The organism is Hungatella sp. L36 (assembly GCF_014288035.1).
In genome coordinates, this window is the sequence record NZ_JACOPC010000021.1 from 64,310 (window position 1) to 81,066 (window position 16,757).

16 protein-coding genes are annotated in these 16,757 nt (G+C 48.6%); all 16 read left to right on the plus strand.

What is annotated here, in order from left to right; genetic code table 11:
* The first annotated feature begins 607 nt into the window (after positions 1–607).
* Positions 608–754 (plus strand): six-cysteine ranthipeptide SCIFF, encoded by a 147-nt coding sequence (gene scfA, locus H8S80_RS30330; RefSeq protein ID WP_002601553.1) that lies wholly within the window; start codon positions 608–610, stop codon positions 752–754.
* A gap of 129 nt (positions 755–883) precedes the next feature.
* On the plus strand, positions 884–2,278 hold the full coding sequence (gene scfB, locus H8S80_RS30335) for a thioether cross-link-forming SCIFF peptide maturase (protein ID WP_117622833.1): 1,395 nt from the start codon (positions 884–886) through the stop codon (positions 2,276–2,278).
* An 18-nt stretch (positions 2,279–2,296) separates the two neighbouring features.
* Positions 2,297–4,477, plus strand: a complete 2,181-nt coding sequence (gene secD, locus H8S80_RS30340) for a protein translocase subunit SecD (RefSeq protein WP_117622834.1) — start codon at positions 2,297–2,299, stop codon at positions 4,475–4,477.
* Positions 4,478–4,486: 9 nt separating this feature from the next.
* Positions 4,487–5,629: a tRNA guanosine(34) transglycosylase Tgt gene (gene tgt, locus H8S80_RS30345; protein WP_002601550.1), complete on the plus strand. Its 1,143-nt coding sequence runs from the start codon at positions 4,487–4,489 to the stop codon at positions 5,627–5,629.
* A 54-nt stretch (positions 5,630–5,683) separates the two neighbouring features.
* On the plus strand, positions 5,684–5,980 hold the full coding sequence (yajC, locus tag H8S80_RS30350; RefSeq protein ID WP_002601549.1) for a preprotein translocase subunit YajC: 297 nt from the start codon (positions 5,684–5,686) through the stop codon (positions 5,978–5,980).
* 397 nt (positions 5,981–6,377) lie between these two features.
* Complete coding sequence (gene mtnA, locus H8S80_RS30355) at positions 6,378–7,427, plus strand: S-methyl-5-thioribose-1-phosphate isomerase (protein WP_002601548.1); 1,050 nt, start codon at positions 6,378–6,380, stop codon at positions 7,425–7,427.
* Positions 7,428–7,505: 78 nt separating this feature from the next.
* Positions 7,506–8,279 (plus strand): DeoR/GlpR family DNA-binding transcription regulator, encoded by a 774-nt coding sequence (locus H8S80_RS30360; RefSeq protein WP_002601547.1) that lies wholly within the window; start codon positions 7,506–7,508, stop codon positions 8,277–8,279.
* 34 nt (positions 8,280–8,313) lie between these two features.
* On the plus strand, positions 8,314–9,435 hold the full coding sequence (locus H8S80_RS30365) for a BMP family lipoprotein (protein ID WP_117622835.1): 1,122 nt from the start codon (positions 8,314–8,316) through the stop codon (positions 9,433–9,435).
* Between the two features lie 19 nt (positions 9,436–9,454).
* Entirely contained in the window at positions 9,455–11,023 is a 1,569-nt protein-coding gene (locus H8S80_RS30370) for an ABC transporter ATP-binding protein (protein ID WP_117622836.1), read from the plus strand.
* Complete coding sequence (locus tag H8S80_RS30375; protein ID WP_002601544.1) at positions 11,013–12,074, plus strand: ABC transporter permease; 1,062 nt, start codon at positions 11,013–11,015, stop codon at positions 12,072–12,074. Before H8S80_RS30370 ends, H8S80_RS30375 begins: the two co-directional genes overlap by 11 nt.
* A 12-nt stretch (positions 12,075–12,086) precedes the next feature.
* A complete protein-coding gene (locus H8S80_RS30380) occupies positions 12,087–13,019 on the plus strand; it encodes an ABC transporter permease (RefSeq protein ID WP_002601543.1) in 933 nt (310 codons plus the stop codon).
* Between the two features lie 19 nt (positions 13,020–13,038).
* On the plus strand, positions 13,039–13,770 hold the full coding sequence (locus H8S80_RS30385) for a nucleoside phosphorylase (RefSeq protein WP_002601542.1): 732 nt from the start codon (positions 13,039–13,041) through the stop codon (positions 13,768–13,770).
* A gap of 14 nt (positions 13,771–13,784) precedes the next feature.
* Complete coding sequence (locus H8S80_RS30390) at positions 13,785–14,864, plus strand: Gfo/Idh/MocA family protein (RefSeq protein ID WP_002601541.1); 1,080 nt, start codon at positions 13,785–13,787, stop codon at positions 14,862–14,864.
* Complete coding sequence (locus H8S80_RS30395; RefSeq protein ID WP_002601540.1) at positions 14,861–15,343, plus strand: cupin domain-containing protein; 483 nt, start codon at positions 14,861–14,863, stop codon at positions 15,341–15,343. Before H8S80_RS30390 ends, H8S80_RS30395 begins: the two co-directional genes overlap by 4 nt.
* 9 nt (positions 15,344–15,352) lie before the next feature.
* Positions 15,353–15,976 (plus strand): YczE/YyaS/YitT family protein, encoded by a 624-nt coding sequence (locus H8S80_RS30400; RefSeq protein WP_117622837.1) that lies wholly within the window; start codon positions 15,353–15,355, stop codon positions 15,974–15,976.
* A gap of 2 nt (positions 15,977–15,978) precedes the next feature.
* Entirely contained in the window at positions 15,979–16,650 is a 672-nt protein-coding gene (locus H8S80_RS30405; protein WP_002601538.1) for a class II aldolase/adducin family protein, read from the plus strand.
* Positions 16,651–16,757 lie beyond the last annotated feature (107 nt).

The following is a 16,757-nucleotide window of genomic DNA, read 5'->3' on the forward strand; positions in this document are numbered from 1 at the left end:
ATGCGAATACCTTTCTACTCTAAATTCAAACGTCGGAACTGTCAAGTTATCTTGTGATTCCTTATAGCATGTTACATGTTCTTATGAAAATCGGGCGGGATTTTGGGCGGGATTTTATAAATCCAAAGAGCAAAAGTCATCCAAAAGCACAAGCTGGGAAAACATGCAAAGCCCTATTCATCAGGCTTTCCGTCCTTTGTACGCCTATATACAGCAGGTTAAGAGAAACAAAAAAAACACTATTTTTTATAGCAATATCTTTAGCAGCGGCAAAGGAATTTACACTAAAACCGACAGATCATGCTAATACTAAAAATATTCCCGGTAATCTTTTTTGCATATTTTTTACCTCCTGATCCTTGCTGGTATTCAGATGCCGGCTTATAAGTATTTACAAACTGACCCAATGGAATCACCTCCTGTATCAAGTTGTATCAGCAAAACATTATATTTACAGTTTAATTGTACCGTATTCATTTTGTTATATCAATACACAGCATGTAATAATTCGTCCATATGACTCTATTCCCGGGGGCGTTTTACCTTGCACTCCTTAATAACATGTGGTATAATCTCAAAGAATTAGGTAAATACAGGAGGTGTAAGAATGAAACACGTTAAGACATTAAATTCCAGCACATTAAAGGAATCTATGAAAAAAGGCGGTTGTGGCGAGTGCCAGACTTCCTGTCAGTCAGCCTGCAAGACATCCTGTACGGTGGGCAACCAGAGCTGCGAGAACAGCAATAGATAGTATGCCGGAATATGAGGCAGATGAGTGAAAAGACCCCTACGGTCGTAAGGACGGTAGGGGTTACTTCGCTTGTCTGCCCAAAACTCGTTTATGGCGTTAAAATATCGTTAAGACAAGGAGAACATTTCAGTGATTCATCAATATATCAATAATGGCTTCCATATTATCATGGATGTCAACAGCGGTTCTGTTCACAGCGTCGATCCGGTGATGTACGACGCGGTCGCGATTGTGGCGGAGCGCGTACCGGAGCTTGACGAACCAGAGAAGCTTTCGGAAGAAGTGGCGCGGGAAGTGATGGAGCGTCTATCCTCTACATATGGAGAAGCCGAGGTACAGGAGGCATTGGATGAGATCCAGTACCTAATCGACGCGGAAGAGCTTTTAACCACGGATCAGTATCACGATTACGTGGTGGATTTCAAGAAGCGGAAGACCGTAGTCAAGGCGCTCTGTCTCCATATTGCCCATGACTGCAATCTTGCCTGTCAGTACTGCTTTGCGGAAGAGGGCGAGTATCACGGCCGCAGGGCGCTTATGAGTTTCGAGGTGGGAAAGAAGGCGCTGGATTTCCTGATTGCGAATTCCGGGAATCGCAGAAACTTAGAGGTGGACTTCTTCGGAGGCGAGCCTTTAATGAACTGGGAAGTTGTAAAGCAGTTGGTTGAATACGGCCGTTCAAAAGAGAAAGAATATAATAAGAACTTCCGTTTTACCATGACGACCAACGGCGTTTTGTTAAACGACGAGATCATGGATTACTGCAACCGTGAGATGAGCAACGTCGTATTGAGTCTCGACGGCCGCAAGGAAGTCAACGATAAGATGCGTCCGTTCCGGGGCGGTAAGGGAAGCTTCGATTTAATCGTTCCCAAGTTCCAGAAGTTTGCCGAGATGAGAGGCGACCGGGATTATTACGTCCGCGGAACATTTACCCGTCATAATCTGGATTTCTCCAAAGACGTGACGGAATTTGCAGATTTGGGCTTCCGCAGTATGTCGATCGAACCGGTGGTGGCAAAGCCGGAGGAAGAGTATGCCATCAGGGAGGAAGATCTCCCGCAGATCATGGAAGAGTATGACCATCTTGCCGAAGAGTACATCAAACGGAAAAAAGAGGGCCGGGGCTTTAACTTCTTCCATTTCAACATCGATTTAAATCAGGGACCATGTGTTGCCAAGAGGCTTTCAGGCTGTGGTTCCGGAACGGAGTACTTAGCGGTGACTCCGTGGGGTGATCTTTATCCCTGCCACCAGTTTGTCGGCCAGGAAGAATTCCTTCTCGGCAATGTCGATACAGGTGTGACCAACGAACGTATCCGCGATGAATTCAAGCTCTGCAATGTCTATGCGAAGGACAAGTGCAGGGATTGTTTCGCGAGATTCTACTGCAGCGGCGGCTGCGCGGCCAATTCTTATAATTTCCATGGGAGCATTACCGATGCGTATGATATCGGCTGCGCAATGCAGAAGAAGAGGATCGAATGCGCCATCATGATTAAAGCGGCTTTGGCTGAAGACTAAAATTAAAGGAGAAAAGTCATGAAAAGTAACAAAGGCAAAGGCCTGATCGGGCTGATTATTGCTCTGGCTCTGGTAGGATTGTTCGGATATTTCGGATATACTACCATGGATGATATTAAGCTGGGCCTCGATCTGGCAGGCGGTGTCAGCATTACGTACCAGGCAAAGGAAGAGAACCCCAGTGAAGAGGATATGGCAGACACTATTTATAAGCTGCAGCAGAGGGTTCAGAACTATAGCACTGAGGCAGAGGTTTATAAGGAAGGTACCAACCGGATTAACGTCGATATTCCCGGCGTATCGGATGCCAACGCGATCCTGGAAGAGCTGGGCAAGCCAGGTTCCCTGATCTTCGTCGACGAAGCCGGGCAGACCATCTTAAACGGCAACCAGGTTGCCACCGCGAAGCCGGTTATCACCGATGAAAACGGCATTAAGAAGTATATGGTTGATTTAACCTTTACCGACGACGGAAAAACCGTATTCGCAGATGCGACGACAAAGAACGTGGGCAAGAGAATCGCCATCATCTATGACGGCAAGATCTACTCCAACCCGGTCGTTAATGAGCCAATTACACAGGGCCAGTGCCAGATCAGCGGCATGACTTCCTATGAAGAGGCGGAGACGCTGGCTTCCACTATCCGTATCGGCTCCCTTTCCCTGGAGCTGGAAGAACTTCGTTCCAACGTTGTGGGCGCTAAGCTTGGCCAGGAAGCCATTTCCACCAGCTTAAAGGCGGGCGCAATCGGATTCGGCATTGTAGCCGTATTCATGATTATCGTATATTTAGTGCCGGGTCTTGCGGCCGTGATCGCACTTTCCTTATACGTAGGCCTGATCCTGATCCTGCTTTCCGCGTTCAGTGTGACCCTGACACTTCCGGGTGTGGCCGGTATCATCCTTTCCATTGGTATGGCGGTTGATGCCAACGTTATTATCTTTACACGTATCAAAGAGGAGATCGGCCTTGGAAAGACGGTTCAGTCCGCCATCAAGTCCGGCTTCAACAAAGCGCTGTCCGCCATCATCGACGGCAACGTGACCACCTTAATCGCAGCCGGCGTACTGTTCTGGAGAGGTTCCGGTACCGTAAAGGGCTTCGCTTCCACGCTGGCCATCGGTATCGTGTTATCCATGATCACCGCGCTGTTCATCACCAAGTTCATTCTGAATGCCCTGTTTAACTTGGGATTTCAGGACCCGAAGTTCTACGGAACGAAGACGGACAAGAAGACCATCGATTTCCTTGGAAAGAGGAAGATCTGGTTTGCAGTCTCTTTACTGGTAATCGTAATCGGCCTTGGCGGACTTGTGGTCAACAAGACACAGACCGGCGATGTCTTAAACTACAGCATGGAGTTTAAGGGCGGTACCTCTACAAATGTAACATTTAACGAGGATATGTCACTGGAGGACATCTCTTCCAAGGTGGTTCCGGTGGTTGAAAATGTGACCGGCGACGCACAGGTTCAGACGCAGAAGGTTGCGGGAACCAACGAAGTAATCATTAAGACAAAGACGTTATCCGTTGAGGAGAGACAGAACTTAGACCAGGCAATGGTCGATAATTTCGGCGTAGAAGCCGAGAAGATCACGGCGGAGAGCATCTCCGGTGCGATCAGCAAGGAGATGAAGCAGGATGCATTTATCGCTGTTATCATCGCCACCATCTGCATGCTGCTGTATATCTGGTTCCGTTTCAAAGATATCAAGTTTGCAGGAAGTGCCGTACTGGCGCTGCTTCATGACGTGCTCGTTGTGCTGACCTTCTATTCTCTGTTAAAATGGTCTGTCGGCTCCACCTTTATCGCATGTATGCTGACGATTGTCGGTTATTCCATCAACGCCACCATCGTTATCTTCGACCGTATCCGTGAGAATTTAAAGGTGAACAGCAAGATGGAGCTTTCCGAGATTGTAAACTTAAGTATCACACAGACATTTACAAGAAGTATCAATACTTCTTTGACCACGTTCATCATGGTATTCGTGCTGTTTATTCTCGGTGTGTCCTCGATTCGTGAGTTCGCACTTCCTCTGATGGTTGGTATCGTATGCGGTACGTATTCTTCCGTCTGCATCACAGGTTCCTTATGGTATGTGATGACGATCTACAAGAATAAGCATATGGAAGAGAAAAAGGCTGCTGAAAAAGCGGCTAAGGCAGCGGCGAAGAGCTCAAAAAAATCAAAGTAAGGAATCAGAATGAATTATAAAATTATTGCTAAGGATGGCCGTGCAAAACGGGCGGAGGTTTCCACCGTGCACGGAACCATCCAGACTCCGGTATTCATGAATGTCGGTACGGTTGGCGCCATCAAGGGAGCGGTCTCCACAGATGATTTAAAGGAGATCAGAACCCAGGTAGAGCTGTCCAACACGTATCACCTTCATGTGAGAACCGGTGATAAGTTAATCCGGGAATTCGGCGGACTCCATAAGTTCATGAACTGGGACCGTCCGATTCTCACGGATTCCGGCGGATTTCAGGTCTTTTCCTTAACCGGGTTAAGGAAGATCAAAGAGGAAGGCGTCTACTTCCAGTCTCATATCGACGGCCACCGTATTTTTATGGGGCCGGAGGAGAGCATGCAGATCCAGTCGAATCTGGGTTCCACCATCGCTATGGCGCTGGACGAGTGTCCGCCCCACCCGGCGACCAGGGAATATATGCAGAACAGCGTTGACCGGACCACCAGATGGCTGGAGCGCTGCAAGGTGGAGATGGCCAGACTTAACAGTCTGCCGGAGACCATCAATCAGGAACAGCTGTTGTTCGGCATAAACCAGGGCGGAACGTATGAAGATATCCGCATCGAACACGCGAAGACCATTTCCGCCATGGATTTGGACGGATACGCGCTGGGCGGCCTGGCGGTCGGCGAGAGCCACGAGGAGATGTACCGTATTTTAGATGAAACCGTGCCGTACCTTCCAGAACACAAGCCAACCTATTTAATGGGCGTCGGAACGCCGGCCAATATCCTGGAGGCGGTGGACCGGGGCGTGGATTTCTTCGACTGTGTCTATCCGTCCAGAAACGGCCGCCATGGCCATGTCTATACCAATCAGGGCAAACGGAACTTATTTAATTCCAAGTATGAGCTGGATCACCTCCCCATCGAAGAGGGCTGCGGGTGTCCGGCCTGCCGTTCCTACAGCAGAGCTTATATCCGGCATTTGTTAAAAGCAAAAGAAATGCTCGGGATGAGATTATGTGTCTTGCATAATTTGTACTTTTATAATACAATGATGGAAGAGATTCGCGACGCAATCGAACAGCACCGTTATGCAGAGTACAAAGCGGAAAAGCTTGCCGGCATGACGGCGGTACAAGCAGAGAAGTAAGGACAATGATACCGTAGCGAGGCGGCGGATCGTTATATAAGGAGGAAATGATTTATGGCATTAGCAACCAGCGGCGGCATGGGCATGGGATTCTGGATTATTTATATCGCGGTAATCTTCGGCTTTATGTATTTTATTGCAATCAGACCGCAGAAGAAGGAAAAGAAGAAACAGCAGGAACTGCTTTCAAGCATTGCTATTGGTGACAGCGTTTTGACTACCAGTGGTTTCTATGGCGTTATTATCGATATGACTGATGATACCGTGATCGTAGAGTTCGGCAATAACAAGAACTGCAGAATTCCGATGCAGAAGGCTGCCATCGTTCAGGTGGAGAAGCCGGAGGTTTAAGAGGCAGCCGCACTCGATGGAATGACCGGGCGCGAATGAAAGCAAGATATAAAATTGAAAAAGTAGAATCAGTGTAAAGAGCTGACTGTTGAGAATCAAAGAATTGATTCTTGGCAGCCAGCTTTTTTCGCGTTAAGAGAACGGGATCTCTGGCCTGATGTCTCTTCGTACATGAATGTTAAAAAATAACAACCAAATCCTGCCAATTTGAGGTAATCAAACAAAAAAACTTGCCATTTCTGTAGAAACAGGGTAAAATATCCCAATAGGCCATCCCCCTATAACAAAAATATGTTTAAAAACAACAAAATATATGTTGACTTCAAACATTTAATATGATACTATCTCGGTATAGATGTTAGAAACAAACAAAAAGGGAAAGGAATTGAGAAATAACATGAGAGAAATTATCACATTAAAATGGGAGAAGGGGAATTTGCTTCTGTTAGATCAGACACTCCTGCCAAATACGGTTACATATGCAACATGTAAAACCCTGGAGGATGTCTATCAGGCGATTCAGACCATGATTGTCAGAGGCGCACCGGCTATCGGCGTATCGGCCGGATACGGTATGGTGCTGGCTGCCAATGCCTTTGATGGAACGGACACGGCTGCGTTTATGGATTTTTACAGGGAGCAGGGAGAATACTTAAAGTCTTCCCGTCCTACCGCGGTGAACTTAATGTGGGCCGTAGACAGAATGGTAGAGAGAGCAGAAGCGCTTGCCGGTGAAGGACAGCCTCTTGAGGCTGTAAGGAAGGGACTGGAAGCGGAAGCTGTGGCGATTCATGAAGAGGACAAGCAGACAAACCGGAACATTGGAACGAATCTGCTCAGCCTTTTAAAGGAAGGGGACACTGTTCTCACCCACTGCAACGCGGGAAGTCTGGCAACATCGGAATATGGAACCGCATTGTCTGTATTCTATATGGCTCAGGAGAAGGGAATGAATATCAAAGCCTTTGCAGATGAGACGAGACCAAGGCTCCAGGGAGCCAATTTAACCGCTTTTGAACTGGTAGAACACGGGGTGGATGTGACGCTGATCTGTGACAATATGGCTGCAGTAGTTTTATCACAGGGGAAAATCAATGCTCTTATCGTAGGCTGCGACCGTGTAGCTGCTAATGGAGATACGGCGAACAAGATAGGAACCTTCAGTGTCAGCGTTCTGGCCAATCAGTTTCATGTACCGGTCTATATCGCGGCGCCGACAACCACGATTGATATGGAGTGTCCAACCGGAAAAGAGATCCCGATCGAAGAGCGAAGCAGGGAGGAGGTCCTTCGCATTAACGGGGAATACATTGCCCCGAAGGAAGTGAAGACATACAATCTGGCATTTGATGTAACACCGGCCGAGTATATTACGGCCATTGTAACCGAGAAAGGAATCGTGTATCCTCCTTTCCGTGACAATTTAGAGATACTAATGAAAAAATAGGGAAGAGGTGAAAGGAAGCTGCCTTTCATTTCTACCGGAAACGCCAAAATGCAGGCGTTTACATGAATGGAGGCAGGTATGAAGACATTTACCGCAGAAGAAAGAAAAAAGTTTATTCTGGATTACGTGAAGGAAAATGAGTTCGTGGACATCACTTATCTAAAGGATACGCTGCTGGTATCTGAGATGACGATCCGGAGAGATTTAAAGAAGCTGGAAGAGGACAACAGCCTGGTGAGAGTGCTGGGAGGTGCGAGAAGCATACCGGGAGGCACGTATGAAGATCCGGTGGACAAGCGGGTGAAGTTTCATGCTGAGGAGAAGGACAGGATCGCCAGATATGCGGCATCTCTGGTGGGTGAAGGAGAATCCATCTTCATGGATGCCAGCAGCACGGTGTATGCCATGGCGGATTACTTAGAGGTGCACGCCACGGTGATCACCAATAACATCAGTATATGCATGAAGCTGAAGGACAAAGAGAAGATTGACGTGATCCTGATCGGAGGAAGTTTGAGAAAGAGCGCCATGTCGCTGGTAGGGACCGAAGCGGTCCGTATGCTGGATAATTATTACGTGGACAAGGCATTTCTTTCCTCCAAATCGGTGGATGAGAAGCATGGTATTTCCGATGCCACGAGAGATGAGGCAGAGGTTAAGAAGGCGATGATTAAGGCCAGCGAGGAAGTGTATTTCCTGATGGATCATCACAAGCTGGCGAGCAGAGCTTTTTACAAGGTCTGTGACCTGGAAGAGATTACGGAGCTGATTGTAGATGCTTCGGAAGAAGAGTATGTAACAGAATTTACGGAAGAATGCAGAAAGAACAATAAACATATTCACTGTGTCTGATAAGATACAGCAAAAGGAGAAGGAGAGAACAATCATGAAGAAAGTATGGGCAATCTGTTTAACGGCAGCTTTAACGGCAGGACTGCTTGCAGGATGCGGCGGCGCAAAGACATCAGATACGGCTGGGGAGAGCGTATCGACAGAGACACCTGCCGGAGAGGAAAAGAAGGACGGGGATTTAAGCGTGCTTCTGCTTGTTCCGGGTACTCTGGGAGACAAGTCTTTCTTTGATTCCGCCAATGCAGGTCTGGCACTGATCGAAGAGAACTACAGTGCCAGCACAAAGGTTGTGGAGATGGGAACGGATATCACCAAGTATTCCGCCACACTGGAAGACGTTATTAATGAAGGCTGGGACATCATTATCACGGGCGGCGTCAATATATCCCAGCCGCTTCAGGAAGCGGCAGAGGAGTATCCGGATCAGAAGTTTATCTTATACGATGAGAGTGTGGATTTCTCCGACGGAGCTAATTCCAATATTTACTGCATGACATATAAGTGCTATGAAGGCGGTTATCTGGCGGGTGTGCTGGGCACCTCTGCTTCTAAGACAGGACAGCTGGGATTTGCCGGCGGATTTGACATTCCCCTCATTAATGACTGGCTGGTAGGCTACATAGAAGGTGCGAAGGTGGTAAACCCGGATATCAAGATTAACACAGGCTATATGAACAGCTTTACGGACGCGGCCAAGGGAAAAGAGATCGGAATCGCATTATATAACGCAGGAGCCGACATCGTATTTCAGGCGGCAGGCGGCGCAGGTCTGGGCGTTCTGGACGCGGCCAAGGAGACCGGCAATCATGCAATTGGAACAGATTCAGATCAGTCAGAACTGTTCTCCAGTGACGAAAAGAAGGCGGATGCCATCTACGCATCTATCTTAAAACGGGTGGATATCTCCATCGACAAGGCAGTTGGCGATTATCTGGACGGAAAACTGGAATTCGGCACAGTAAAGACGTATGGACTGTCCGACGGTTGTATTGAAATCACGGACAACAGCTGGTATCAGAAGAACGTACCTGCAGAAGCGAGAGAAAAGGTAGCGGAAGCGAAGCAGAATATCATTGACGGAAAAATTGAAATCAGAAGTGCATTTGATATGACAGATGAGGAAATCGCATCATTAAAGGGCGAAGTTCAGCCATAAGCGCAGAGGGGTGATACGGATGGAGCAGGCCAGAGAAATATTAAGCATGAAGAACATCACAAAAGTATACGGCAACGGAGTTTTGGCCAACTCTCATGTGGATTTTTCTGTAAACAGAGGAGAGATTCACGCCCTGATGGGGGAAAACGGAGCCGGAAAATCGACGCTCATGAAGATCCTGTTCGGAATAGAACAACCGGATGAAGGTACGATAGAGCTGGATGGAAAAACGGTGAAGATCGCTTCCTCTGATGATGCCCTGCGTCTCGGTATCGGGATGGTACACCAGCATTTTAAGCTGGTGTCTTCCCTTACCGTGGCAGAGAACATTGTGCTGGGAAAGGAACCGAAAAAGAACGGTTTTCTGGATCGGAAAAAGGCGGTTGAAATTACCAGAGCGCTTTCGGAGCGTTTCCGGTTTGATGTGGATCCGACGGCAGCCGTCAGTGATTTATCGGTTGGAAAGAAGCAGAAGGTCGAAATTTTAAAGGCGCTGTACCGTGAAGTTAAGCTGCTTATTTTAGATGAGCCGACGGCGGTGCTGACACCTCAGGAGACGGAGGAGCTGTTTGAGCAGCTAAACAAGCTGAAGGAATCGGGCCTTACCATTATCTTTATCTCTCATAAGCTGAATGAAATAAAAGAGATCTGTCAGAGGATCACCATCATGCGCCATGGAAAAGGCGTGGGTACTTATGATGTTACAGGTCTGACAGTGGAGGACATCTCGAAGTTGATGGTGGGCCGTGACATTATCTTAAAGGTGGAAAAAGGGCCGGCGAAACCGAAGGAAACGAGACTCTCTGTCCGGAATTTAAGCTGTAAAAATGAGGTGGGCAGACAGGTACTTAACCGTGTCTCTTTCTCCGTGCGCTCAGGAGAAATTCTGGGAATTGCCGGAGTGGAGGGCAGCGGCCAGGAAGAACTGGTGGAACTGATTACCGGTATGAGGCATCTGGACAAAAGAAACGGAGAAGTGATGATCGGTACGGACCAGACGGCGGGCTGTTCCGTCAAGGAGATCAGGCGAAAGGGGATGTCCTATATTCCGGAGGACCGCATGGTCTATGGGGCCGCGGGACACGTGACTATCCGGGAAAATATGATTTCCAGTATCTGTGATTCCGAGGAAGTGAATTCCGGGCTGTTTCTGAATAAAAAGAAGATCGACCGCTGGGTGGAGGCAGGGATTCGTGATTACGATATTCGCTGCGGAAGTCCTCTTGATGAGATTGGCATGCTGTCGGGCGGAAATATGCAGAAAGTGATCGTAGCGCGGGAGTTTTCTGCAGAACCGTCGATTCTGATTGCAGATCAGCCGACGCGCGGCGTCGATGTGGGCGCGATTGAGTTTATTCACAAAAAAATTGTGGAAATCCGTGACAGAGGCTGCGCGGTCCTTCTGGTTTCCGCGGATTTGAATGAAATTCTGGAACTTTCGGACAGCATTATTGTCATGTGCCAGGGGAAAATATCAGGATACTTCCCCCAGGCCAAGGAAATGACTGAAGAAGAGCTGGGATATTATATGCTCGGCGTGAAGCACCAGTCGGAGGAAGACTTAAGGAGGGCCTGCTGTGAAGAATAAGAATAAAATCATGTCCCGGTTTGAACTGTTAAGAACCCTTCTGGCTGTCGGAATTGCCGTTGTATTCGCGGTGGTAATTATCTTTTTGGTGAGCAGTCAGCCTTTGGAGGCCATCTATAAGTTCTTTGTGGCTCCGCTTACTTCATTTCGTTATATTGCCAATATTATTGAGCTTATGACTCCGCTGCTGTTCACGGGACTGGCGGTTACATTCATTCTCCAGACGAAGGTTTACAACCTTGCAGTGGAAGGAATGTTCTATGCGGGAGGTCTTGCGGCTGCCCTGGCGGCGACCCTGCTTAAGATGGGACCTGGAATTCATGCTTTTACAGCCCTGTTTGCAGGACTTGCCGCCGGAGCACTGATCGCATTTCTGCCAGCGATTTTAAAACTGAAGTTTGAGGCAAACGAAATTGTTTCCTCTCTGATGTTAAACTACATTACCTTCTATATTGGTGATTTCCTCTTAAAGACTTATATGAAGGACCCAAAGAGCACACACGTAGCTTCCCTGAAATTTGCGAAGACGGCAAGGCTGTTTGAATTTACCAGAGGTATCCATTTCGGACTTGTGATCGCGGTGGTCCTTGTGATTGCTGCATGGCTGTTCCTGTACCATACAAAATGGGGATATGCCATCCGCATGTGTGGGGAGAACAAAAACTTTGCGAAGTATTCTGGCATCGGAGTGACGGGGACGATACTCCTGTCCCAGATTATTGGAGGAGCCATTGCCGGTCTGGGCGGAGCAGCCTATATGATGGGATCACAGCAGCGTTTTAACTGGGAGTGGCGGTCAGGATATGGCTGGGATGGTCTGATCATCGCTATCATTGCGAGAAATAACCCGAAGTTTGTTCCGGTTGGAGCGTTTCTTCTTGCTTATTTAAGAATCGGATCCGATATCATGAGCCGTGGAACCGATGTGCAGAATGAAGTGGTGTCCATCATACAGGGCGTGATCATTATCCTGATTGCAGCTACCGGTTTCCTTGCCGGATATAAGAAGAAACTGACTGTGAAAATGACGAGAGAAGCGGCTGACGCATAGAGGAGGAGCAAAATGAAAATATTGGAGATTGTTACATCGGTCAGCTTCCTGTTTTCGATCATCCGCATGACGACACCGATTCTGTATGCGTCCATGTCTTATCTGGTAGCGGATTTAGCAGGTGTTACAAACATTGGAATTGAGGGAATGATGCTGACCTGCGCCCTGATTGGCGTAGTAGCCAGCGCTGCGTTTGGAGGCAATGCATTTCTCGGCTTTACGGCGGCCGTTGTCGTAGGCGCATTGCTGGGAATTTTAATGTGCTTTATTGTTACTAAGCTAAAAACAGATCCGACCATCACAGGCATTGCCTATAACCTGACGGCCGCTGGAGGAACCGTATTTCTTTTGTATCTGGCGGTAGGGGAGAAAGGGATATCTTCGTCTTTAAAGAGCGGTGTGCTTCCTCAGGTGAATATTCCTGTGATTAAGGATATTCCGGTCCTGGGAACTGTGGTGTCCGGGCACAATGTACTGACATATGTGGCTGTCTTGCTGATCATTGTACTCAGTATATTCTTATATAAGACCTCTCTGGGGCTTCATATCAGAAGCTGCGGCGAGAATCCGGAAGCGCTGGAGTCTGTGGGCGTGCATGTGCTGCAGGTGAAATATATTGCTCTGGCAATCAGCGGCATGCTGGCAGCTATGGGGGGCGCTTACATGTCTATGGGTTACGTATCGTACTTTGTAAAAGATATGACGGCAGGCAGAGGCTTCATTGCGATTGCCGCCGCCTCGCTGGGAGGCAACAAACCGGTGCCGACACTGCTTGTCTGCCTGCTGTTCGGAGTTGCAGATGCCTTCGCGGTCAATCCGGGAACGCAGAATATGGGAATTCCGACGGAGCTGGTCAGCACCATTCCGTATATAGTAACAGTAATTGTACTTGTAATTTACTCTTATAAAAAAATGAATGATAAGAGAAGAGCAGCAGTGGCCTGATGAGAAAGGAAGATAAAAAATGGAGAAGATTGTACCAATTATAGATATTCCCTATAACAAAATTGCAGAGAGAGTCATCGCCTGCGGTGATCCCGCCCGGGCGGAAAAGATATCAAAACGGCTGGAAAACGTGGAAGTAGTGGCAAAGAGCCGGGAATACTGGACCTTTAACGGAACCTACAAGGGAGTGCCTGTGACTGTATCATCCCATGGCGTGGGGGGAAACGGAGCCTCTGTAAGCTTTGAAGGACTGATTCTGGGCGGAGCAAAAGTTATTATCCGTGTTGGAACCTGTGGGACTTTACAGAAAGATATGCCCCAGGGAGCACTGATTATCGCCACGGCCGCGTGCCGGGACGACGGAATCACGCCTCAGTTTATTCCGATTTCCTATCCGGCGATAGCGTCCATGGATGTGGTAGCGGCCATGCAGGAAGCGGCAAAGGAAATTAATCCGGAAGCGAGAACCGGAATCATCACGACATCGGGTCTGTTCTATACCGGTCTGATGCCTACAAATAACCGGCTGTTTTCGGAAGCCGGAGTTCTGGCTATGGAAAATGAAGCATCGGTCCTCTTTGTTATCGCATCGGTGAGAGGCATAAAATCCGGCTGTATTGTAGCGGCAGATGGCCCATGCTTCGAATTCGTAGGCTCCGAGGAGTTTGATCACTATCCGGAGAAGATGGCGAAGGCCGTGGAAGATGAGATTACAATTGCGCTGGAAAGTATTATTAAGGTGGAAGTATAAGGAGGCAGAATCATATGAAGACAGGAATCTGGGGAGCCGGCAACATTGCCCATACCCATGCGGAAGCGCTGAAGGCCAGCGGAATTTTAATAGGAGCTATCGTCGATGTCAGTGAGGAGAAGGCAAAGGCATTTGCCGAAGAATTCTCCATTGAAAAGTGGGGAACGGATTCTTCCATTCTTTTCGATGATGAGATTACAACCGTCCATGTGTGCACACCGCCGAACCTCCATTACGATATGGTTATGGAGCTACTGGACCATAAGAAGAACGTGCTGTGCGAAAAACCTCTGTGCTTTGAGGACAGCCAGGCGGAGGAACTGGCCAGGCGTGCGAAAGAGTGCGGAGTGGTCTGCGCAATTAATTTTAACGTAAGATTCCATATGGCATGTCAGAAGGCAAGAAAACTGGTGGAATCGGAAGAATTCGGCCGTGTGAATGTGATCCACGGTAACTATTTGCAGGAGTTCAATGCATTTCCTGCGCCTGTGGACTGGCGATACAACACGGTTCTGGCGGGCCGGATGCGCGCAGTGACGGAGATCGGGACGCACTGGCTGGATATTGCCCAGTATATCTCCGGCCGGAAGGTGAAGGCGCTTTCCGCCAACTTCGGGCGTTTTTACCCGAACCGGTATGTGGAAGACCGTATCATGTATCCGGATTCCGGAGATGGAAAACGGACGGAGACGATGGAGGTCTGCTCCGAAGATGCGGCAGCCATTAATTTAAAATTTGACAACGGAGCGATCGGAACGGTGCTCTTATCAGAAGTGTCCCAGGGCAGAATCAACCGGATCACCCTGGAGGTGACAGGAGAAAAGAAGAATCTGTGGTGGAATTCAGAGGACAACAATATCCTGAACACGGCTGTCAAGGGAAGCGGTGTGAACTCGGAGATCTTCGGTTTTGGCAACGGTTTTATGGATACCTTCCGAAGTCTTGTGGACAGCTTTTATGATGATGTAAAGCGGGGCTGTGTGTCGGAAGCACCGGTTTATCCTACCTTTTTTGAGGGAAGGGATATTGTGAAGCTCTGTAATGCGATGCTTGAGAGTGCGGATTCGGATGGAAAGTGGGTTGTGGTCGAATGATAGAATCTATAATTGAGAAACTGAAACTCGTACCGCTCACTGGAGAAGGCGGCATGTACCGGTATCTCTATGCCGGTGAGAAGGACGCTGCGGGAAGGGAGTCTTACAGCTCCATCTACTATCTTTTGACGGAACACTCCTTTTCCCATATGCACAGGCTGAAAACCGATGAAATCTACCATTACTATATGGGGGATGGGCTGGAGCTTCTTCTCCTGTATCCGGATGGAACATCGGAGATCAAAGTTCTGGGGACACGTCTGTCTGATGGGGAAGTCCCGCAGTTTCGTGTTCCGGCAGGCGTATGGCAGGGGTCGGTTGTGGCTCACGGCGGGAAATACTGTCTGGCGGGAACGACGATGGCCCCGGCGTATCTGCCGGAGGATTACGAACATGGTGATATGAAAACGCTGTGCGCCGGATATCCGGACGCCGAAGCCGCCATCAGACGGCGCTGCGGCGAAGCTATTGCGCGATGAGGACACGATATGATTAAAAAATGGAAAGAAATTCTGATGGTCATCGTTGGTTCCATGATGATGGGAGCCAGCATTGATCTGTTTGTCCAGGCAGACTTTGGACTGGACCCGCTGTCACTGTTTCAGGCGGGACTGGGACGCGTTCTGCACCTGTCTCTGGGGACCACATCCCAGGTGCTGATGATTTCCATCATTATCCTTCTGTTCTTTATCGACAGGAAACGGATCGGAATCGGTTCTATCTTAAATAGCGTGCTGGTAGGTGCATTTATCAAGTGGTTTTCCCCGGTGATCTGTACGGGAGGAGGAACTGCGGCGGGACGCCTTTTGTGCCTGCTGGCCGGTCTGATTCTCATGGGTGTGGGGATCGGAACGTATGTGGCGGCGGGGCTTGGCGAGGCAGGAATGGATGCCATGATGATGTATTTATCCGGAAAGCTTAAAAAGAATGTCAATGTGACAAGAATAACCATCGATATACTGCTTTCCATCACCGGTTTTCTTCTGGGAGGAAAGCTGGGAGGCGCCACGGTGGTCTCCATGCTGGTAAATGGTTATATGATCCAGTTCACCATTGAGCTGATTGGACGATTCAGAAGAAATAAGGCTGTAATAGAAATAGGAGGGCAGTAAGTATGGGGTATATGACAGAAAAAGAAGCCAGGAGCGTACTGACAGACCTGGGAAGGCGTTCTTATGAGCGTGCCTATGTTGCGGCCAATGACGGCAATATCAGCTGCAGGATTTCAGCGGATACGATTCTGATTACTCCCTCCGGTGTCTCCAAAGGGTATATGACGGACGATATGATGGTGAAGGTATCGCTGGACGGCAGAGTGCTGACAGAGGGGAAACCTTCCTCAGAGATGAAGATGCATTTGAGAATCTACCGGGAGGATCCGGAAATTCATGGTGTTACGCATCTCCATCCTCCGTTTGCGACCGCGTTTTCGGCGGCAGGGATTCCCTTAAACCGGGCAATTCTAACGGAAGCCGTGATGGCAGTGGGGGTGGTCCCGGTTGCACCGTACGCCCTTCCGGGAACGGAAGAAGTACCGGAATCCATCGCCCCGTTTATTCATGATTACAATGCCGTGCTTCTGGCTAATCATGGGGCGCTGAGTTGGGGGAAAGATGTGTACCAGTCTTTTTATTTCATGGAATCCGTGGAACAGTGCGCCAGAATTCAGCTGTATTTGAGAATGCTGGGAAGCAGCGGAACTCTGAACGGAAGTCAGGTTGACCGGCTGATGGAAATGCGAAAGGTATGGGGAATCGACAGAGGCGGTATTCCTGTCACCGAGTGACAGTTGTACCGGGAGACCGGAAGATAACAAAACGGTAAAAATAAGATGTTTTCTGTAAATAGATGCCGGCCTTCGCTCACGTATGCTATAATCCCCATAAAAAAGGA